We start from the raw sequence: 20129 nt of genomic DNA, 5'->3' as shown, positions 1-20129 counted from the left end.
GCCTGCCTTTTGGGCCTGTCTATCAGGTCACGCATCTGCGGTTAAGTGGAAATTCTTGCGATCGTGAAGACAAATCGTTTCATGGAGATGGCGCTTGAAGAAGCGCGCGCGGCCGGAGAACGCGGTGAGGTGCCGATCGGCGCCGTCGTCGTTATCGACGATATCGCCGTTTCACGCTCGGGAAACCGTACGCGCGAGCTCAAAGACGTCACCGCGCATGCCGAAATCGCCGCGATCCGGCTCGCCTGCGCAGCGCTTGGACAAGAGCGCCTTGTCGGTGCCGATCTCTACGTGACGCTGGAGCCTTGCACCATGTGCGCAGCAGCCATCTCGTTTGCGCGTATCCGCAGGCTCTATTACGGCGCCGAGGACCCGAAGGGCGGCGCCGTCGACAATGGCGTGCGATTCTATGGGCAGTCGACCTGCCACCACGCCCCGGAAGTCTATTCCGGCTTCAACGAGGTCCAATCGGCCGATATGCTGCGAAAGTTCTTTTCGCAAAGGAGAGAGGCGCCGTAATCCCCAGCGCCGGTGCGCGCCGACGTCATCCTTGTCGGCGCCGAAAAAGCTATTGCAGGAAGTTCCACCACTGCTTGCCGGTGTTGGCGACAGCTGCTTCCTTCTTGCGCTTCTTCTGCTTCTTGAGCTCGGGCTCGCCGACATCATCGAGCTTTGCCGGATCGTCGACGGTGCGGTAGCCGGGCGGCGGATCTGATATATAACGCCGCTGATCGACATAGGAGCCCTTCTGCAGGGCACGGGCTTCACGATAGGCCTTGGTCTGGGCTTCCGTTGTGCGCCGACCGCCTTCGATTGCCGAGCTGGCCAGAGGCGAGCGGTAATTCGGATTGTCCGAATTCTCGTCGGCTTCCGAAACGAGACGGGCGCGGGTCTCCTCCGGCGATTCAAGCCATTGCGGATTGTCCTTGTTGGCGACCGTCTGCTGCGGCGCAACGAGGGTCTCTTTCTGCGCCTGTGCCGGCAGCACCAGCGTCGGCCGCGGCGTGTACTTGACGCCCTTGTTCTTCGGGTCCGGTCCGGTCAACGACACGGACTGGCCGAGATCGTCGGTCAGCTGTTCCATGGCGGTCTTGTCCGTGCCGTAGGTCGGGCTGCTGGCGCAACTGGACACCAGGGAGCATCCCGCCACTACAACAGACAGGCAGGCGCCCATACGGAACCAATGCGTTGCTAACATGAAAACCCTTCCAGCCCTGCCGGTGCAATCCTCGCCCAACCGGACAACCGTCCCCCTGACGCAAAAATCCGGCCATTTTCAGGCAGCTTTTACCGGATGAACCGCGAAAGCGCAATTCATCCGGCAATATTCTTCACTTGAGCGCGGCAAGCTCGCGAAGGGCAGCAGCGTCGCGGGCCGAAACATCGGGATATTCCGGATCGGAGCCGACATCCCTGGTGATGCGCCAGGAGCGGGCGCATTTTTCACCCTCTGCAAGCTTCGGCACGACGCTGACCTCAGGCACCTCGGCAAGGCGGAAAGCATCCGTCGGTCCTTCGCCGGCCTTGATCTCGATTGCCGAGGTGATGCAGACCTCGGTGAAGTCCTGGCCTTCCAGCGCCTTTAACAGCTCCGGATCGGCAATGTGGACAAGCGGAGCCGCTTCCAGCGAGGAGCCGATGCGCTTGTCCTTGCGCTCGATTTCCAGGGCGCCGGTCACAACCGAACGCACTGTACGGATCTTCTTCCACTTCTCGGCCAAGGCATCGTTGCGCCATTCCTTTGCAACCGGAGCAAACTGCTCAAGATGCACGGACACGGCGGACGGGTTGCGCGACAGCCAGGCCTCCTCGGTGGTGAAGGGCAGCATCGGGGCAAGCCAGGTCACCATGCAATCGAAGATCTGGCGGATGACGTGCAGGCTGGCACGCCGGCGCAGGCTCGACGGCGCATCGCAATAGAGCGCATCCTTGCGGACATCGAAATAGAAGGCCGAAAGCTCGACATTGGCGAAATCGATCAGCGCGCGGGCGATCTTCTTGAAGTCGAAGGCATCGTAGTTCTCGCGCACCAGCTCGTCGAGCTCGGCAAGCCGGTGCAGCATCAGCTGCTCCAGCTCTGGCAGATTGGAAAACGCGATCTCCTCGCCCTTGTCGTGGGCGAGCGTGCCGAGCATCCAGCGAATGGTGTTGCGCAGCTTGCGATAGGCGTCGACATTGGTCTGGATGATCGTCTTGCCGACACGCAGGTCGTCGGCATAATCCGAGGTCATGACCCAGAGGCGCAGGATATCGGCGCCGGCATCCTTCATCACCTCCTGCGGTGCGGTCACGTTGCCCTTCGACTTGGACATCTTCTCGCCCTTCTCGTCCATGGTGAAGCCATGGGTGAGGACGGCGTCGTAAGGCGCACGGCCACGGGTGGCAGCCGATTCCAGCAGCGACGAATGGAACCAGCCTCGATGCTGATCGGAACCTTCGAGATAAAGATCGGCCGGCCACTTCAGATCCGGACGGTCTTCGAGCGTGAAGGTGTGCGTCGAGCCCGAGTCGAACCAGACGTCGAGAATATCCATGACCTGCGTCCAGCGGGAATGGTCATGATCATTCCCGAGGAATCGCTCCTTGGCGCCTTCGGCAAACCAGGCGTCGGCGCCCTCATGTTCGAAGGCTTCGAGGATGCGGGCGTTGACGGCTTCATCGACCAGGACCTCGCCCTGCTCGTCGGCAAAGACGGCGATCGGCACGCCCCAGGCGCGCTGGCGCGAGAGCACCCAGTCCGGGCGACCTTCGATCATGGCGCGCAGGCGGTTCTGGCCGGCGGCGGGCACGAAGCGCGTATCGTCGATTGCACCGAGCGCGCGCGAACGCAGCGTCGTGCCGTCGGCAAGGGTCTTGTCCATATAGACGAACCATTGCGGCGTGTTGCGGAAGATGACCGGCTTCTTCGAGCGCCAGGAATGCGGATACTGGTGCTTCAGCCGGCCGCGGGCAAAGAGCGCGCCGCGGGCGATCAGCTCCTTGATGACGCGGTCGTTGGCATCGCCCTTCTTGCCGTTGTCGTCGATGACGCGGGCGCCTTCGAAGCCGGGGGCGTCTGATGTGTAGAAGCCGCCGTCGTCGACCGGGAACGGGATCTTGGTCTCGACGCCGCGGGCCTCAAGCGTGCGGACAGCCGACATCCAGGCATCAAAGTCTTCGCGACCGTGGCTTGGCGCCGTGTGCACGAAACCGGTGCCAGCATCGTCGGTGACGTGATCGCCATCGAGCAGCGGCACGAGGAATTCATAGCCACCGCCGAGACCCTTGAAGGGATGCGCACAGGTCATCGCTGCGAAGTCAGCCGAAGAGACATCGCTCAAGCGCTTGTACTGCAGCTTGGACTTGGCAAAGGATTCCTCGGCCAGCTTATCGGCAAAGATCAGCTTTTCGCCCGGGCGCGGGCCAAAATCGTTCTCGGCGGCCGTCACCTCATAGAGGCCGTAGGAAACACGCTCGGAAAAGGAGACCGCGCGGTTGCCGGGGATCGTCCAGGGCGTGGTCGTCCAGATGACGACGAATGCATCCTTGAGCGCAGCCGGACCTTCGACGACGGGGAATTTCACCCAGATCGTGTCGCTCTCATAGTCCTGGTATTCGACTTCTGCCTCGGCCAGCGCGGTGCGCTCGACGACCGACCACATGATCGGCTTGGAGCCGCGATAAAGCTGACCGCTTGCGGCGATCTTCAAGAGTTCGCCGGCGATGCGCGACTCCGCGTGGAAGTTCATCGTCGTATAGGGATTGTCGAAGTCACCCTCGATGCCGAGACGCTTGAACTCTTCCGCCTGGACCTTGATCCAGCCGGCGGCAAATTCACGGCATTCCCGGCGGAATTCGTTGACCGGGACCTCGTCCTTGTTCTTGCCCTTCTCGCGGTACTTCTCTTCGATCTTCCATTCGATCGGCAGGCCGTGGCAATCCCAGCCGGGCACGTAATTGGCGTCGTAGCCGCGCATCTGGAACGAGCGGTTGATGACGTCCTTGAGGATCTTGTTCAACGCGTGGCCGATATGGATGTTGCCGTTGGCATAGGGCGGACCGTCGTGAAGGACGAATTTCTCGCGGCCGGCGGCGGAAGCGCGCAGTTTCTTGTAGAGACCCATCTCCTGCCAGCGCTTGACGAGTTCCGGCTCCTTCTGCGGCAGGCCGGCGCGCATGGGGAAATCAGTCTCGGGCAAATAGAGGGTCTTCGAATAGTCGATCTTTTCGGCTGTGTCGGTCATGTCTGGCAATCGTTTCTGGCGGCCCGGAAAGGGCGCAACGGGCGTGAAATAGCTGGTGGCGGAAGCGCTCGTTTCCAAGCGCTGAAAACCCGGACCTTCCGGCCGCTTAGCGCGCGCGGAAGGCCGGGCCGATAATTCGCATCATCATTGCCAGCCGAAATTTCGTCATCGCGCCGGTTCATAGGCGTTTTTGCCGGGAAAAGGAAGAGAAGAATTGGCGGCTAGCAATCGGCATCAACGGCTGGAATTGACGGTGTCCCAGCGACAGCCGCACTCAAGGCGACCTTAGGAAAAGCACAGTTTCCCATCAAGCGCACTGAGCGGCGTAACACCCGCAAGCAGCGCCCTCGCCTCTTCCTCATCGCGTTTGATCTGGGCGACGAGCGGATCGAGGCCGTCGAATTTCAGCTCGGGTCTAATATAGCCGAAGAAGGAGACTGAGCAGAGCTGGCCGTAGAGATCGCCGCTGAAATCGAAAAGATAGGTTTCGAGCAGCGGTGCGCCGTTTTCCGTCACCGTCGGCCGGCGGCCGTAGCTTGCGACGGCATCGTGGAGCGTGCCGTCCTGACGGCGGAAGCGGACGGCATAGATGCCGGCAGCAAGATCGACCTCCGGCGGAAGGCGCATGTTGGCCGTCGGGAAACCGAGCTGACGGCCGAGCTTTTCGCCGTCGATCACCTCGGCTTCCACCGTGTAGCGGTAGCCCAGCATGCCGGCGACTTCGCTGACGCTGCCCTCCTTCAGGAGGGCGCGGATATGGCTTGAAGAGACGACATCGGCGTTTTCGTCGCGGAAGGCATCGATCAACGTGACGCCGAAGCCGTAGCTATGGCCGGCATTCATCAGGAAGGCGGGACCGCCCTCGCGGCCGCGGCCGAAATGGAAATCGAAGCCGGTGACGACTTCGGAGGCGCCGAGCCAATCCTTCAGGATCGAATGGATGAAATCATCGGCCGAGCGCTGCGAGAATTCGTAGTCGAAGGGATACTCGATGACGGCGCTGAAACCCAGCGTTTCCAGGATGCGGGCCTTCAGCGGCGCGGGCGTCAGGCGGAAGACCGGCGCCTGCGGCCGAAAGACCGTGCGCGGATGCGGCTCGAAGGTCAGCACCAAAGCGGGGATACCGCGCGCCTTGGAGATTTCGAGCGCGCGGCTCAGCACCGATTGATGGCCGCGGTGCACGCCGTCGAAATTACCGATGGCAATGACGCCGCCCTTCAGATGGGCGGGCAAGGGTTCCCGGGTTTCATTGCGGTGGAAGACGGTCATCGGCTGGCTTCTCTTCATGCAAGGCGTGGCATCCACCACTTCGGCGCGGCTTTTTCCCGTTCGAGATAGGCGTTGAGGATCGCCTCGTCGGTTTCGCCGTTGAGGGTGTATTCCCTAGCGTGGATACCGCCGCTGATGTAAAGAAGGTCGAGGCCATAATTCAAGGCACCGCGCACATCGGTCGGCATGCCGTCGCCGATCGCCAGCACTCGGTCGACGGGGAAATCGCCGCGAAGCTCGCGGGCAGCGGCCAGCGTCGCCTCGTAGATCGGCCGGTGCGGCTTGCCGGCGATGCGGGTGCTGCCGCCGAGCTGTTCGTAATAGGCTGCCATGGCGCCGGCGCAGGGGATGATGCGATGGCCGCGCTCGACGATGAGGTCAGGATTGGCGCAGATCATCGGCACGTCGCGGGCTTTGAAGTCGAGAAGCATGTCGGTGTAATCCTCCGGCTTCTCGGTCTCGTCGTCGAAAAAGCCGGTACAGACCAGCGATTGCGCTTCGCCCGCCGGCCGGCGCTCGACGCCAATGCCTTCGAGAAGCGCCTTGTCGCGCTCCGGGCCGAGCAGAAAGACCGTCTTCGGCCCTTCGGAGATCAGCCGGCGCGTGACGTCGCCCGAGGTGACGATCTTGTCATAGGCGCTGTCGGGAACGCCGATCTGGCGCAGCTGCTCGACCACCTGCCAGGAAAGACGCGGCGAATTGGTGATGAGGACGACGGTAAGACCACTCTCGCGTGCCGCTTCGAGTGCTGCCGCCGCCTTCGGGAACGGATCGACGCCGTTGTGAACGACGCCCCAGACATCGCAGAGCACCACATCATAGTGACTTGTTATCTCCGAGAAGTTTTCTATCCGCTTCGCCATTCCGATTTCCCGATTTGCTTCCGTCATCGGTGACATTGCAAAGGCGCAGGGCGATGGCAAGGCATTTTCTTTGCTGCCGGCCAATGGGAAGATTTCGACCGGCGATCGGCGGGAGTGGATGGGCAAAGCTTGACGATCCCATCCCGAGGCGGAGGGGTACGGCTGCGCCGGGTTTCGGCCGCAATCTCCGACTATTCTCCGGCCTCTTCACAATTCCGGCGCAAAAATTCGTGATTGCTCTCATTGACTCCTTTCGGAGCCATCCCTAAATGCTCGTCGCTAGCACTCACCGCAAGGGAGTGCTAACACCTATCCATGTGGGCCACTCCGGTCCGCGAATGTCATTCGATCGAGGGATTAGACAATGGCAAGCACCAACTTCCGCCCCCTTCACGACCGCGTCGTTGTTCGCCGCGTTGAGTCCGAAGCCAAGACCAAGGGTGGCATCATCATTCCCGATACCGCCAAGGAAAAGCCGCAGGAAGGCGAAATCGTCGCCGTCGGCTCCGGCGCGCGCGATGAGTCCGGCAAGGTTGTCGCACTCGACGTCAAGGCTGGCGACCGCATCCTGTTCGGCAAGTGGTCCGGCACCGAAGTCAAGATCGACGGCGAAGACCTTCTGATCATGAAGGAAGCCGACATTATGGGCATCATCGGCTGATCGGCCGACCTGCTTTCCCGAAATGGCTGACGGGCTCTTTGCCCGAACAACTCGAATTCAGGAGTTAAGAATATGGCATCTAAAGAAATCAAGTTTGGCCGCACCGCGCGCGAAAAGATGCTGCGTGGCGTCGACATTCTCGCCGATGCAGTGAAGGTCACGCTCGGCCCGAAGGGCCGTAACGTCATCATCGACAAGTCCTTCGGCGCTCCGCGCATCACCAAGGACGGCGTTTCGGTCGCCAAGGAAATCGAACTCGAAGACAAGTTCGAAAACATGGGCGCCCAGATGGTCCGCGAAGTTGCTTCGAAGACCAACGACATCGCCGGCGACGGCACCACGACTGCAACCGTTCTTGCCCAGGCGATCGTTCGCGAAGGCAACAAGGCCGTTGCCGCCGGCATGAACCCGATGGACCTGAAGCGCGGCATCGATCTTGCTGTTGCTGACGTCGTGAAGGATCTCCAGGCCAAGGCCAAGAAGATCTCCACCTCGGAAGAAGTTGCACAGGTCGGCACGATTTCGGCCAATGGCGACAAGCAGGTCGGTCTCGACATTGCTGAAGCCATGCAGAAGGTCGGCAACGAAGGCGTCATCACGGTTGAAGAAGCCAAGACCGCCGAAACCGAACTCGAAGTCGTCGAAGGCATGCAGTTCGACCGCGGCTACCTCAGCCCCTACTTCGTGACCAACCCGGAAAAGATGATCGCAGACCTCGAAGATGTCTTCATTCTCCTTCACGAGAAGAAGCTCTCGAACCTGCAGTCGATGCTCCCGGTTCTGGAAGCTGTCGTCCAGACCGGCAAGCCGCTCCTTATCGTCGCTGAAGACGTCGAAGGCGAAGCCCTCGCAACGCTCGTCGTCAACAAGCTGCGCGGTGGCCTCAAGATCGCTGCCGTCAAGGCGCCTGGCTTCGGCGACCGCCGCAAGGCCATGCTCGAAGACATCGCCATCCTGACGGGCGGCACTGTCATCTCTGAAGATCTCGGCATCAAGCTCGAATCCGTCACGCTCGACATGCTCGGCCGTGCCAAGAAGGTTTCGATCTCCAAGGAAAACACCACGATCGTCGACGGTTCGGGCGCCAAGACCGACATCGAAGGCCGTGTTGCCCAGATCAAGGCTCAGATCGAAGAAACCACCTCCGACTACGACCGCGAGAAGCTGCAGGAACGTCTTGCCAAGCTCGCTGGCGGCGTTGCCGTCATCCGCGTCGGCGGCTCGACGGAAGTTGAAGTGAAGGAAAAGAAGGACCGCATCGACGACGCGCTCAACGCGACCCGCGCTGCTGTTCAGGAAGGCATCGTCCCCGGCGGCGGTATCGCTCTGCTCCGCTCCTCCACGAAGATCACCGTCAAGGGTGCAAACGACGACCAGGAAGCCGGCATCAACATCGTTCGCCGCGCCCTGCAGTCGCTCGTTCGTCAGATCGCTGAAAACGCAGGCGACGAAGCCTCGATCGTTGTCGGCAAGGTCCTCGACAAGAACGAAGACAACTTCGGCTACAACGCCCAGACATCCGAATATGGCGACATGATCGCCATGGGTATCGTCGACCCGCTCAAGGTCGTTCGCACGGCGCTGCAGAACGCTGCTTCTGTCGCATCGCTGCTGATCACCACCGAAGCCATGATCGCCGAACTGCCGAAGAAGGATGCCCCTGCTGGCATGCCGGGCGGCATGGGCGGCATGGGCGGTATGGACATGATGTGATAGGCCAACGGCCTTTCACAGCATCGTTCATGAAACCGCCCATCATCTAAGATGGTTCAGCGCGTCAAGCGCGCTGAACTGGCGGTATGGACATGATGTGATCGGCGAAAGCCATCACTGACCACCATTCCGGTATCCGGAACAGGAAGGGCGGCCCTCGGGTCGCCCTTTCTTTTGTCCAAAGCGATTCGACGCCCGGCCCAATTGGCATAGCGATGAAACGTTTGCCTGGCTCCTATTGCCGACTCCGCGGCGCGAAGCTTGCGCCAGGCTTGCGCTGCCCGCGTCTTTCTCAGCTTGCCAACATGCGAGAGAACACAGTGTTGCGGCAAGATTTCCGGCCTGACGCGGAGTGAAAACGCTTCCAAAACCCTCAAGGATGATCTTCCGATGCTGTTTCTCGCGAAATCGCGCGCAAATGCAGACATCCCGTGAAAGGATGCGAATCCGAATACCCCTTAAAAAGCCGTTGCCGTTTGTCCAAAAGCCCCTATAAATCCGCGCTGCAATTAAAGCGCGCCCGGCGATAATTTTTCGCCAATAGACGAGACCGGAGCGCGGAAGGCGATGCGTGAACGTTCGGCTTCGAAGGGCTCCGGTTACGGAGGCCAGATGGCCGTGGCAATCATCGCCGGAGGTAAGCGCGGGCATCATGCCCGCTGCTGCGTGATCCTGTTTCTTTGTGTTTGCCGAGCGTGCGGCGGAAGAGCCGCATCCGAACTGGGGAACGCCTTGTTTAAGATCGCCAGAGCCAATGCAGCCGCACCCTTGACGCCCGGCTCGCTTGATGACGCCAATCAAAATCACGAGATGTTGGCGCAGTTTTCCGTTTCCGAAGCCTGGACTGGAGATTTTTCGAGCGGGATGCTCCGTCTCGGCGAATGGAGCGCGATGCTGCACGGCCTTGCCGCACAGGAATGCGGACTCTTAAGCCTGATCCGCTGCTACGACGCCAAGGAGCGCAGCCACATATTGGAGCTGTTTGAGCAGGCGGCGACGCTCTGCTCCTCCTTCTGTTTTTCGACGACGATCATCATGCCGAACGGCTTCCGCCAGCCGCTGTTCTGCATGGGCGAGTCGAACGGGCTTGAGCAGAAATACAGCGGCAGCATGGTTGGCGTCTTCATCTTTCCACGCTTCAAGCTGGAAGGGGCAAGCCAGATCACGACAGCGCCGCGCGTCTTTTCAGATGCGCAAAAGTCGCTGTAGCCCGCAAATTGCTGCACAACTCCTTAAATCGGTTCCGATCTAAGGAGTTGTGCCGGAGTTGGCGATAGGCCGGAAGAGCAAAATCAACGGCCGCTCCCGACGTCTTCGAGAGCGGCCTTTCTACTTTCCAGCGATCTGTTGGTTACTCCGGCTTGACCGGGATGTTGAGGCCCCTGGCACTGGCCGGACGGGCGATGCAGCGCTCCAGCCAATCCGAGACGGCGGGGAATTTCGCATATTCGAGCACCTCGCGACCGCCATAGAAGATATCGGCGCCGCGAACCCAGGTGAAGGTGGTGATGTCGGCGATCGTATACTGATCGCCCATGATCCACTGACGACCCTTCAGCCGGCCCTCGAGCACGCCGAGCAAGCGTTTGGATTCATCGCGATAGCGCTCCACCGGGTAGGCGTTGTTGGCGACCTTGTCGGCAGCGAATTTGTAGAAATGTCCGAACTGGCCGAACATCGGGCCGATACCCGCCATCTGGAAAAACACCCACTGGATGGTTTCGTAGCGACCGGCAGCATCAGCAGGGATGAGCTTGCCGGTTTTTTCCGCGAGATAAAGCAGGATGGCGCCGGATTCGAAAAGACCGATCGGCTTCCCGTCGGGACCGTTTGGATCGATGATCGCCGGAATGCGGCCGTTCGGATTGAGAGATTCGAATTCCGGCGACTTCTGCTCGTTGGCGGCGAAGGAAATATAATGCGGCTCATAGGCGAGAGCGAGCTCTTCGAGGGCGACGGAGACCTTCACCCCATTCGGCGTCTGCAGGGAATAGAGCTGGATGATATCGGAATTTCTAGCCGGCCAGCGCGTCGTGATCGGAAATGCGGAAAGATCTGCCATCGGAGCCTCCGTGTTATCAGCCGACCCACAAAGGCAAGCGATGGCCGATCATCGTTCCATATTATTGAACGAACTGTCCGCTTCCGTTTATCTTTCCATAAAGCAAGAAAAAGGCGACATAGGTGACATCCGAGGTCCATCCGGTGCCGGGGCACCCAGATCTCCAGAGTCCTTCAAACGGAGACAACATCCATGTCCAACGTCATCATCCTGATTGCCCGCATTCTTCTGTCTTTCATGTTCATTCTTTCCGGCTTCATGAAGCTCACCGATCCTGCCGGTACTGCGGGCATGATCGCCGGTGCCGGCCTACCGGCAGCAACCCTGCTGGCCTATGTCGCAGGCCTTTTCGAACTGGTGGCCGGCCTTGCGGTTCTCACAGGCTTCCAGGTCCGCATTGCCGGCTGGCTGCTCGCCGCCTTCTGTGTCTTCACGGGCATTGCCTTCCACCTGCCCTACGCGAGTGGCACGGAACTCGTGAACATTCTCAACCAGATCATGGTCATGAAGAATATCACGCTGGCCGGCGCGTACATACTACTCGCCACCGTCGGTGCCGGCGCCTACTCGCTCGACGCCCGCCGCGGCGCCTATGCGGCTGCGTAACACCAGCAGACATACTCCCCTGACATACAGAACCCGCCGTCATCCGACGGCGGGTTTTTGCATGCTTTTCGAATGGCACTAGCTAGAGGGCGTCGCGCACTGCCTCGATGATTGCCTGCACAGCCGGTTCACTGGCATGACTTTCCTTGCGGGCGCGCACGAGGCAGGCCTGCGAATGCAGGATGACGCCGTCCTGGAGCACCTTTAGGTGGTTGGCGCGCAGCGTCGAGCCGGTGGAGGTGATATCGACGATGATATCGGCCGATCCGGACGCGGGAGCGCCCTCGGTGGCGCCCAGGCTTTCGACGATGCGATAAAGCTGAATGCCGTGCTGGCTCGAAAAGAACTGCTGGGTCAGCCGCCAGTATTTGGTGGCGATGGCAAGGCGCCTGGAGTGGCGGGCGCGGAAATCGGCGGCGACATCGACGAGATCGGCCATGGTGTCGACATCCAGCCAGATCTCCGGCACGGCAACGACGACATCGGCATGGCCGAAGCCGAGCCGGGCGCAGAATTCGACCCGCTTGTCGACCTCGGCAAAACCTTCCCGCATCAGATCCTCGCCGGTGACACCGAAATCGACGGTGCCGTTGCCGATTTCACGGGAGATTTCGGAAGCCGAGAGGAAGGCGATCTCCACATCATCCCAGCCTTCGACGCGGCCGCGGTAGGAGCGATCGTTGCCAACCGCCGAGATCGTCATGCCGGCACGTTCGAAGATCGCCGAAGCGTCCTCCTTCATCCGGCCCTTGGAGGGAAGCGCGATGGTGATGGTCATGCGGCTGCCCTTTCGGTTTCGATACGGTCGAGCCAGAAGGAGAAGCCGACGGCCGGAATGCGGTCCGTTGCGCCGAGGAAAGTCAGGAGCCGATCGAAGCGGCCGCCGCCGGCCAGAACCGCGGTCGAGCCTTCCACCGTCACCTCGAAGACGAGGCCGGTGTAATAATCGAGCGGCCGTCCGAAGGCGGCGCGATAGTCGAGGCAGGAAAGATCGACGCCGGCATTGGAAAGTGCTGCGACCCGGCCATTGAAGCGCGCGAGGGCGTTGCCGAGTTTCAGCCCGGCAGCATCGGCGAAACCGGCAAGGGCCGCGGACGCATTGACGAGCGGCACGTCAAGCGACAGGAACTCTTCCAGCACGTGGAAGGCCGCGTCGTCGAGGCGCGTTTCGGAGAGGATGAGCTTTTCCTTGAGCCGTCGGGCAATCTCCAGGGCCGAACGGCCGGCATTCGTCGAATAGCCAGTCTTCTGCATCTCCCGTTCGAGATGGGCGACCAGCGCCTGCTCGTCGCCCGATGCGACAAGCCTGGCGATATCGTCGTCCAGCCCGGTGACGAATTGCGGGCTGACGAGGCTGGCAAGCAGCGCTTCCAGCTGGGTCATATTGCCGAAGGCGTGGATCAGCCGCTTCTGCCAGCCGAGCGGCAGGCCGAGCGCCTGGACGACCGCCTCGAACACCGCCTGGTCGCCCAGCGTCACCGCCAGGCGGCGGCCCGGCAGCAGACGGGCGAGAATGCCGGTGGCATCGCCGATGGCGCGGGCGTCGGCGTTTGACAGGTCGATATCGCCGAGATCCTCAATGCCGGCCTGATAGAATTCGTTGGCGCCGTCGCGGCGCTGGCGGAAAACCTCGCCGAGATAGGCATAACGCTTCGGCGTGCCGGTCGCCGTCTCGATGTGGCGCAGACAGACGGGGATGGTGAATTCGGGACGCAGGCAGAGGCTGGCGCCGGTTTCGCTCTCGGTCATGAAGATGCGGCGGCGCAGATCCTCGCCGGCGATATCAAGGAAAGGTTCGGCCGGCTGAATGACAGGCGTGTCGATGCGCTCGGCATTGCGCGCGACAAATTCGGCAAGCAGGTCGTTGGAGAATTCGGGGAGGTTGATCAGAGGCATGCGGGCCTCCGAACGATAGGCAAAGAGCGTGTCGGAAATGCCTCAGACATTGCCGCCCGCCCTCTTTCGATCCTCGGCCTGCGCAGCAAGGATCTCCTTCACCTTGGCGACGAGGTCGGCTTCCGGCGCCGTCTCCTGCGCCACGCGCGCTTCGCGCCAGCTGGCATTGTCTTCGATCTCGCCGGAGAGCCGCTTGCCTTCGATCAGATCCTTGATCTGCACGACGCCTTCGGCGCGCTCGTCGCCGCCCTGGATGATGGCGACAGGGCAGCCGCGGCGATCGGCATATTTCAGCTGGTTGCCGAACTTCTTCCAGTTGCCCTGGAACATCTCGGCGCGAATGCCGGCGGCGCGCAGTTCCTGCGTCATCTTCTGATAGCGCCCCATCGCCTCGACATCGCCGTCCATGACGGTCACCAGCACCGGCTCGATGACCTCACTGGCGCCGAGCTTGCCGAGGTTCTTCAGCGCCGTCATCAGCCTGGAGACGCCGATCGAAAAGCCGGTCGCCGGAACCGGCTGACCCATGAAGCGCGAGACGAGGCCATCATAACGACCGCCGCCGCCGACCGAACCGAAGACGACCTTTTCGCCCTTTTCATTGGTGACGTCGAAGCTCAGTTCGGCCTCATAGACCGGGCCGGTATAATATTCGAGGCCGCGGACGACGGAGGGGTCGATCTTGATGCGGTCAGGGCCATAGCCGGCGCTCGCGACGAGAGCCCCGATGAAATTCAGCTCCTCGACGCCTTCGCCACCCCTGGAGGTTCCGGCAACGAGCTCGGCGAGGCGGGCGGCACTTTCGGCATAGTCCTTGATGCCGACGAAGAACAGCACCTTGTCGATCTGCTCCTGGTTAAGCCCGGCGCCCTTGGTGAAGTCGCCGGATTCATCCTTGCGGCCGGGGCCGAGCAGCAATGCCACGCCCTCCGGGCCGAACTTGTCGAGCTTGTCGATGGCGCGCAGCACGTTCAGCCGCTGGCCGGCCTTGTCGTCGCCGCCGAGACCGATGGCCTCGAGCACGCCATCCAGGACCTTGCGGTTGTTGACGCGGATGACATAGTCGCCACGTTTGATGCCGAGGGCTTCCAGCGTATCGGCCATCATCATGCACATTTCGGCATCGGCCTGGACGCCGGGCGCGCCGACGGTATCGGCATCGAACTGCATGAACTGACGGAAGCGGCCGGGGCCTGGCTTCTCGTTGCGGAAGACGTAACCGGCGCGATAGGTGCGGTAGGGCAACTGGATCTCGTTGAAATTCTCGGCGACATGACGTGCGAGCGGCGCCGTCAGGTCGTAACGCAGCGACATCCATTGTTCGTCATCGTCCTGCAGCGAAAAGACGCCCTCGTTCGGCCGGTCGCTGTCAGGCAGGAACTTGCCGAGCGCATCGGTATATTCGAACAGCGGCGTTTCGAGCGGATCGAAACCATAATGCTCATAGACTTCCCTGATCTTTGCCGTCATCTCGTTGACGGCGCGGATATCGCCGGCCGTCCGGTCGACGAAGCCGCGCGGCAGGCGGGCCTTGAGCTTTTGTGGTTTCTTCTGCTTGTCGTTCATTTCCGGGAATTCCACTGACTGTGACAGTGGCGGTTTCCTAGCGGATTGGGCGGGGAGCGGCAAGGGCGAAGGGTCTTGATGTGGCTGCGAGAATCGATTGAACGAAGAGGCATCCATCAGAAATGCGGATATGCTCATGATCACTGAGGCGCTTCTCTATGCCGCGACCTTGCCGCTGACCGGCAAGCCGCATCGAAAGTTCATCCGCTATTCCGTCAATCTTTGGTCGCGCGCCGGGCGCTGCGCCGGGGATTGGGCCGAACATGAGGAGATGAGCCGGAAGGCGATCCTGGCGGCGAGCGCCGATCTCAGGCAGAAGCGGACCGCCGTCGTGCTCGGTTCCGGCCTGTTGCGCGATGTACCGATCGGGGTGCTGGCGCGAGATTTCGACACCGTCGTGCTGGTCGATCTCGTTCATCTCGCCTCGGTGCGCCTGTGGCTGTCGGCCAAGGGCTATCGCAATGTCCGGCTGATCGAGCGCGATCTCTCCGGCTACGATGAACTTGCCGCCGGCCGCGAGCCCGAACCGCTCGGCTTCCTGCGCGCTGTGCCCTATCTCGATCTGGTGGTTTCTGCCAACCTCTTGTCACAGATCGGTCGCGGTGTGAAACGGCGCCATGAAGCTGACGCCGGGCGAATGCCTGAAGACACGGTGGAAAGGCTGATCGCGGCACATCTGGCCGGGCTTTCCGGGCTTTCCTGCCGCAGTTGCCTGGTGACCGATATCGCCTATGCCGTTATCGACCGCAACGGCAAGACACATGAGGAGGCCGACCTGCTGCATGGCGTTTTGCCGCCACCGGCAAAAGCTAGCTGGACATGGCCGGTGGCGCCGCTCGGCGAAGAGAGCAAGGATTACCGGATCGAGCACAAGGTCATAGCCGCCTAGCGCATCGTGCTTTCCGAAAAATCGGAATCGATTTTCGGAAAGCACGATGCGAGGATTGAAAGTGTTACAGCGTCCTTTGCGCGTCGGAAAAGACGCGCAGCGCTGTAGTGATCAGGATGTGATCGCCGGTCGGCTTGGCTTGCATCCGGCCTTCGCCTATAAAACAGCATGCGCATGCTCGCCCTCATCACGATGTTTCTCGGCTGGCTGGTCTACAGCGCCATGTCCGCATGGGCGGGCTGTCCGACATGTGCGTCGATGAACGCACCGGTTGCCGTCGAAACCGGCAGTATGCACCATGAGATATCAGGCATAATATGCCTGGGGCGGCTGATAAGGCCGATCCGTTGAAAGACCCTTGCGCCACCGGTAATTCCGCGCATATGCCGCTTTGCGCCGCCTGTCTGCTGCTGCCACCGGCGGTGATGGTCATGGCCAGCGGGAAGTCCATCTTCGGCTATCCCGCCCCGGCGCCTGCCCGCGCCCTCGATGACAACAAACCGACACCGCAGTCGCCGCCTCCCCGACTGTCCTGACACCACAGCAATCCATGCCAATCGGGTGGCCCAGCTGCCCGGCAAACCTATTGTCAGACAGAGGAAGGAACTCTCATGTCTTTGAAAATCATCGCCCTCACCGCAATGCTCGCCATCATTGCCGCTCCTGTCCTTGCCGAAGACAAACCGATGGATATGAGCAAGCCGATGGGCAACCACGATGCGGCAAGCCACGCCTTCAGCGAGGCCAACGCCAAGATGCACAAGGATATGATGATCGAGTATAGCGGCGATGCCGATGCGGATTTCGTCCGCGGCATGATCCCGCACCATCAGGGCGCGATCGATATGGCCAGGATCGAGCTGCAATATGGAAAAGATCCCGATATCCGCAAGCTCGCCGAAGCCGTCATCAAGGCGCAGGAAGCCGAGATCGCCGAGATGAACGCCTGGCTCAAAGCCCACGGCAAATAATCGATCGTTGATAAAAAGGGGAACGCCGGAAATGTCCGGCGTTCCCCAGGACTTATGTTGGCGAGGTCAGTCCTTCGGCTCGAAATCAGCCGGGCGGCGGCCGGCGCCCTGTCGCGCCAGCATCCAGCCCGGATACTCGGGCGCAAGCGCGCTCACCTCGTCGAGCTTCTTCATATCGTCTTCATCGAGCTTCAGCTTGACGGCGGCAAGGTTCTGGTCAAGCTGATCGACCCGCTTGGCGCCGATGATGACTGTGGTGACGAAGGGCTTGGCGAGGATATAGGCGAGCGCCACAGTGGCGACGCTGACGCTATGCTTTTCGGCGACTTCGCGCATGACGGCGACGCAGGCCCAGGCCTTGTCCTTGTCGACGGGCGGGAAATCGAAACTGGCGCGGCGGCCTTCGCCGTTGCCGGGCGCGCCGGGACCGTATTTGCCGGAGAGCAGACCGCCGGCGAGCGGCGACCAGACCATCAGGCCGAGCTTTTCCTCCTGCATCATCGGCACGATGTCGCGTTCGAGATCGCGGCCGGCGATGGAGTAATAGGCCTGCACGGTTTCAAAACGGGCAAAGCCGCGGCGTTCGGAGAGGCCGAGCGCCTTGGAAATGCGCCAGGCCTGCCAGTTGGAGACGCCGATATAGCGCACGAGACCGCGGGAAACGAGATCGTCAAGAGCGCGCAGCGTCTCCTCGATCGGCGTCACCGTATCGGTCGCGTGGATCTGATAGAGGTCGATATGATCCGTCTGCAGGCGCTTGAGGCTCGCCTCGACGGAATCCATGATGTGGCCGCGCGAGGCACCGCGGTCGTTCGGCTTGTCGCCCATGACGCCGTAGACCTTGGTGGCGATGACGACGTCCTTGCGGGGGATGTCGAGGTTCTTCAGCGCCTGGCCGAGCAGCCTTTCGGACTCGCCGGATGAATAGACGTCGGCCGTGTCGATGAAATTGACGCCTGATGCAAGCGAGCGCTCGACGATCCGGTCGGCGGCATTCTGGTCGACGTCGGCGATGGCGCCCCACATACTGCCTTGTTTGGCTTCGCCGAAGGTCATCGTGCCCAGGCAGATTTCCGAGACGAAAAGTCCCGTATTTCCGAGTTGATTGTAACGCATGGTCGAAAAATTCCTTTGTGTCTGCCGCAAGAGGGGCTTGCGAACTGCTGAACTTCATTTTTTGATTATTGGCCTGCATATGACAGGCACAGCCGTGGCTGGCTGCAAGGTGAGGCGATTTTCATGTAGTGCGGCGGCGGCGCTTTTCAACGCCGACGCGCGGCGCTGTAAAGGCGGATGCCCTTGTCTCGACACAGGCATCCGATAGATTGCCGGCCATATTTCCAGAACAGGATGATTTTAGGCCGGGTCGGCCTAAAATCTGAATCCTGTTCTAAGTTAAATAGTGAGAGCATGATGTCGTCCGAAAACCGCTCACACTTTTCGGCATCATGCTCTAGGGTGCGCATATGGCGACGCGACCATTGACCACGATCGGCTTCGATGCCGATGATACACTCTGGCAGAACGAACAATATTACCGACTGACGGAAGCGCATTTCACCGGGCTTCTTGCCGATTTCGCCGAAGGACCGAAGATTTCCGAACGGCTGCTGGAAGCCGAGAAACGGAACCTTCGCCACTACGGCTTCGGCATAAAGGGTTTCACGCTGTCGATGATCGAGACGGCGATCGAAATCACCGAGGGCAAGATTCCGGCCGGCGTGATCGCCAAGATCCTCGATACCGGCCGCGAGCTCCTCTCTCATCCCGTCGAAACCATGCCGCATGTGCGCGACACGCTGGAAGCGCTTGCCGGCAAATACCTGCTCGTGATGATCACCAAGGGCGATCTCTTCGATCAGGAGCGCAAGCTTGCGCAATCCGGGCTCGGCGACTTCTTCGACGCCATCGAGATCGTCTCCGATAAGACGGCCGTCACCTATCGCCGCATCTTCGCCAAGGTCGGCGACGGGCCGGAGCGGGCGATGATGGTCGGCAATTCGCTGAAATCGGACATCGTGCCGGCAATTGCCGCCGGCAGCTACGGCGTTTTCGTGCCGCACGAACTGACCTGGGTGCTGGAACATGTGGACGAGCCGAAAGAGGCGCCGCGTTTCCGCAAGATCGACCACCTCGGCGAATTGCGCGACCTGATCGACCGGCTCTCATAAGCTGCCAAGCTGCGCTTGTAGCTCTTGGCTCACTGCTTGGCTGGCGCCTTTGGAAACAGCGACGGGCGCTCCGGCTCGGCGGCCGGTTTCGGCTGCTGCGGGGCAGCCGCCAACGGCTCGATCAGGATGCTGAAGGGAGCGCCGAGGCCACGGCGCGGCGAGACCTTGGAATAATAGGGGCGCAGCAGCCAGGTGGCGTTCTCCTTGACCGTTGTCTCGAAGCTCATGCCGTCCTCGTCGGTGCCGAAGAAGGCCTCGTCATCCGGTTTCGACAGGTCGAAAATCGCCAGGAAGGCAAATTTGCTCTTACTGGAAAAACTGATCTTCATATGCTGGCCGGCGCGCACCGGCAGCGTATAGACATGGCTATTGCCGAACTTCGTCCAGCCCTTCAACTGCATGGTGACGGCCGGGAACTGCAGCTTCTCCAGCTTCTCGCCGGGATCGAGCTGCGGCGTCTGCGCCATGGCGGAGACCGTCAGGAGGAAAAGGGCAGCGGCGGCGATAATTGTTCTCACGGATAGATCTTTCATGGGCGGACCAGAGCGGTGCGCATCGCCTCGACCTCGGGCCGGCAGAAGCAACCTTCCAGATGATCGTTGACGAGACCCATCGCCTGCATGAAAGCATAAACTGTGGTCGGGCCGACAAAGGTCCAGCCGCGTTTCTTCAGATCCTTCGAAATGACCACGGATGTCGGCGTCGTCGGATTGGCGACGATGTGATCACGGTCGACCACTGCCGGCCGCTCGTTGTGGCCGGGTTCGTAGCGCCAGAAATAATGGGCGAGCGAGCCGAATTCGTCCCTAAGCTCGATCGCACGCTTGGCATTGTTGATGGTCGAGACGATCTTGCCGCGATGGCGGATGATGCCGGCATCGGCAAGGCAGCGAGCGACATCCCCTTCGCCGAAGAGGGCGACCTTGTGGAAATCGAAACCTGCGAAGGCGGCGCGGAAATTCTCCCGCTTGCGCAGGATCGTCAGCCAGGAAAGGCCGGACTGGAAACCTTCGAGGCAGATCTTCTCGAAGAGGCGGATGTCATCGGTGACAGGGCGGCCCCATTCCTCGTCATGATACCGGAGATAATCGGGCAGATTGGCGTGCCAGTGGCAGCGGCTCCTGCCGTCCTCGCCGATGATGATGCCTGTCGCGCTCATGATCCTTCATTCTGCGGCGGTCCGCTTCGTTCTCCGGTCATTGATTCCGGCTTTACCATTTGCAAACCGTCTTTCCAAAC

General features: G+C 61.0%; 19 protein-coding genes and 1 pseudogene. 9 read left to right on the top strand and 11 right to left on the bottom strand.

Annotation, left to right across the window (positions count from 1 at the left end):
- Positions 1 to 81 precede the first annotated feature (81 nt).
- Positions 82 to 519 (top strand): nucleoside deaminase, encoded by a 438-nt coding sequence (locus ACD590_RS02700; RefSeq protein ID WP_439003505.1) that lies wholly within the window; start codon positions 82 to 84, stop codon positions 517 to 519.
- A gap of 49 nt (positions 520 to 568) precedes the next feature.
- Here the strand turns inward: ACD590_RS02700 and ACD590_RS02695 are convergent, their stop codons facing one another.
- The 4 genes from ACD590_RS02695 to ACD590_RS02680 all read right to left on the bottom strand — a co-directional run bounded on the left by ACD590_RS02695 (position 569) and on the right by ACD590_RS02680 (position 6355).
- Positions 569 to 1198, bottom strand: a complete 630-nt coding sequence (locus tag ACD590_RS02695; RefSeq protein WP_026231134.1) for a hypothetical protein — start codon at positions 1196 to 1198, stop codon at positions 569 to 571.
- 133 nt (positions 1199 to 1331) lie between these two features.
- Positions 1332 to 4223, bottom strand: a complete 2892-nt coding sequence (gene ileS, locus ACD590_RS02690; RefSeq protein ID WP_026231135.1) for an isoleucine--tRNA ligase — start codon at positions 4221 to 4223, stop codon at positions 1332 to 1334.
- 285 nt (positions 4224 to 4508) lie between these two features.
- Positions 4509 to 5492 carry a bifunctional riboflavin kinase/FAD synthetase gene (locus tag ACD590_RS02685; RefSeq protein WP_026188634.1) on the bottom strand — a complete coding sequence of 328 codons (984 nt, stop codon included), beginning with the start codon at positions 5490 to 5492 and terminating at the stop codon, positions 4509 to 4511.
- A 14-nt stretch (positions 5493 to 5506) separates the two neighbouring features.
- Positions 5507 to 6355, bottom strand: a complete 849-nt coding sequence (locus ACD590_RS02680) for a TIGR01459 family HAD-type hydrolase (protein ID WP_439002091.1) — start codon at positions 6353 to 6355, stop codon at positions 5507 to 5509.
- Between the two features lie 364 nt (positions 6356 to 6719).
- Here ACD590_RS02680 and groES point away from each other — a divergent pair, with 364 nt between their 5' ends.
- The 3 genes from groES (at position 6720) to ACD590_RS02665 (ending at position 9938) form a co-directional block, all read left to right on the top strand.
- Positions 6720 to 7016: a co-chaperone GroES gene (groES, locus tag ACD590_RS02675; protein ID WP_003545797.1), complete on the top strand. Its 297-nt coding sequence runs from the start codon at positions 6720 to 6722 to the stop codon at positions 7014 to 7016.
- Between the two features lie 72 nt (positions 7017 to 7088).
- On the top strand, positions 7089 to 8729 hold the full coding sequence (gene groL / locus ACD590_RS02670) for a chaperonin GroEL (RefSeq protein ID WP_018244970.1): 1641 nt from the start codon (positions 7089 to 7091) through the stop codon (positions 8727 to 8729).
- A gap of 732 nt (positions 8730 to 9461) precedes the next feature.
- Entirely contained in the window at positions 9462 to 9938 is a 477-nt protein-coding gene (locus tag ACD590_RS02665; RefSeq protein WP_026188633.1) for a hypothetical protein, read from the top strand.
- A 142-nt stretch (positions 9939 to 10080) separates the two neighbouring features.
- Here ACD590_RS02665 and ACD590_RS02660 read toward each other — a convergent pair whose 3' ends face one another.
- Positions 10081 to 10791, bottom strand: a complete 711-nt coding sequence (locus ACD590_RS02660) for a glutathione binding-like protein (protein ID WP_439002090.1) — start codon at positions 10789 to 10791, stop codon at positions 10081 to 10083.
- 192 nt (positions 10792 to 10983) lie between these two features.
- Between ACD590_RS02660 and ACD590_RS02655 the strand changes: the two genes are divergently transcribed.
- Positions 10984 to 11397, top strand: a complete 414-nt coding sequence (locus ACD590_RS02655; protein WP_439002089.1) for a DoxX family protein — start codon at positions 10984 to 10986, stop codon at positions 11395 to 11397.
- An 82-nt stretch (positions 11398 to 11479) separates the two neighbouring features.
- On the opposite strand, the gene hisG is transcribed toward ACD590_RS02655, so the two are convergent.
- From hisG to hisS, 3 genes are read right to left on the bottom strand one after another with little or no spacing between them, the layout of a single operon-like run.
- Entirely contained in the window at positions 11480 to 12175 is a 696-nt protein-coding gene (gene hisG, locus ACD590_RS02650; RefSeq protein ID WP_112906022.1) for an ATP phosphoribosyltransferase, read from the bottom strand.
- Positions 12172 to 13293, bottom strand: coding sequence for an ATP phosphoribosyltransferase regulatory subunit (locus ACD590_RS02645; RefSeq protein WP_018244965.1), 1122 nt, complete (start codon positions 13291 to 13293; stop codon positions 12172 to 12174). The genes hisG and ACD590_RS02645 overlap by 4 nt, the downstream gene beginning before the upstream one ends.
- A 42-nt stretch (positions 13294 to 13335) precedes the next feature.
- The gene (gene hisS, locus ACD590_RS02640; RefSeq protein WP_018244964.1) at positions 13336 to 14859 is read right to left on the bottom strand and encodes a histidine--tRNA ligase; all 1524 of its coding nucleotides are present in this window, start codon (positions 14857 to 14859) and stop codon (positions 13336 to 13338) included.
- A 130-nt stretch (positions 14860 to 14989) separates the two neighbouring features.
- On the opposite strand from hisS, the gene ACD590_RS02635 reads away from it, so the two are divergent.
- The 3 genes and pseudogenes from ACD590_RS02635 to copM all read left to right on the top strand — a co-directional run bounded on the left by ACD590_RS02635 (position 14990) and on the right by copM (position 16719).
- Positions 14990 to 15748, top strand: a complete 759-nt coding sequence (locus ACD590_RS02635; RefSeq protein WP_439002088.1) for a hypothetical protein — start codon at positions 14990 to 14992, stop codon at positions 15746 to 15748.
- 168 nt (positions 15749 to 15916) lie between these two features.
- Positions 15917 to 16284, top strand: a pseudogene (locus ACD590_RS02630) (hypothetical protein).
- Positions 16285 to 16359: 75 nt separating this feature from the next.
- Positions 16360 to 16719 (top strand): CopM family metallochaperone, encoded by a 360-nt coding sequence (gene copM, locus ACD590_RS02625; protein ID WP_018244961.1) that lies wholly within the window; start codon positions 16360 to 16362, stop codon positions 16717 to 16719.
- A gap of 66 nt (positions 16720 to 16785) precedes the next feature.
- Here the strand turns inward: copM and ACD590_RS02620 are convergent, their stop codons facing one another.
- A complete protein-coding gene (locus ACD590_RS02620) occupies positions 16786 to 17835 on the bottom strand; it encodes an aldo/keto reductase (RefSeq protein ID WP_439002087.1) in 1050 nt (349 codons plus the stop codon).
- A 350-nt stretch (positions 17836 to 18185) separates the two neighbouring features.
- Between ACD590_RS02620 and ACD590_RS02615 the strand changes: the two genes are divergently transcribed.
- Positions 18186 to 18890 (top strand): HAD family hydrolase, encoded by a 705-nt coding sequence (locus ACD590_RS02615; RefSeq protein ID WP_018244959.1) that lies wholly within the window; start codon positions 18186 to 18188, stop codon positions 18888 to 18890.
- Between the two features lie 29 nt (positions 18891 to 18919).
- Here the strand turns inward: ACD590_RS02615 and ACD590_RS02610 are convergent, their stop codons facing one another.
- Positions 18920 to 19423, bottom strand: coding sequence for a hypothetical protein (locus ACD590_RS02610; protein ID WP_018244958.1), 504 nt, complete (start codon positions 19421 to 19423; stop codon positions 18920 to 18922).
- Positions 19420 to 20049 carry a DNA-3-methyladenine glycosylase I gene (locus ACD590_RS02605; RefSeq protein WP_112906015.1) on the bottom strand — a complete coding sequence of 210 codons (630 nt, stop codon included), beginning with the start codon at positions 20047 to 20049 and terminating at the stop codon, positions 19420 to 19422. The genes ACD590_RS02610 and ACD590_RS02605 overlap by 4 nt, the downstream gene beginning before the upstream one ends.
- Positions 20050 to 20129: the final 80 nt, after the last annotated feature.

It is taken from the genome of Rhizobium sp. 862_C5_N1_2 (assembly GCF_051811205.1).
GTDB classification, from domain to species: domain Bacteria; phylum Pseudomonadota; class Alphaproteobacteria; order Rhizobiales; family Rhizobiaceae; genus Rhizobium; species Rhizobium leguminosarum.
The sequence above is the reverse complement of the archived record's forward strand: the minus strand, read 5'-3'. Positions and strand labels throughout refer to the sequence as shown.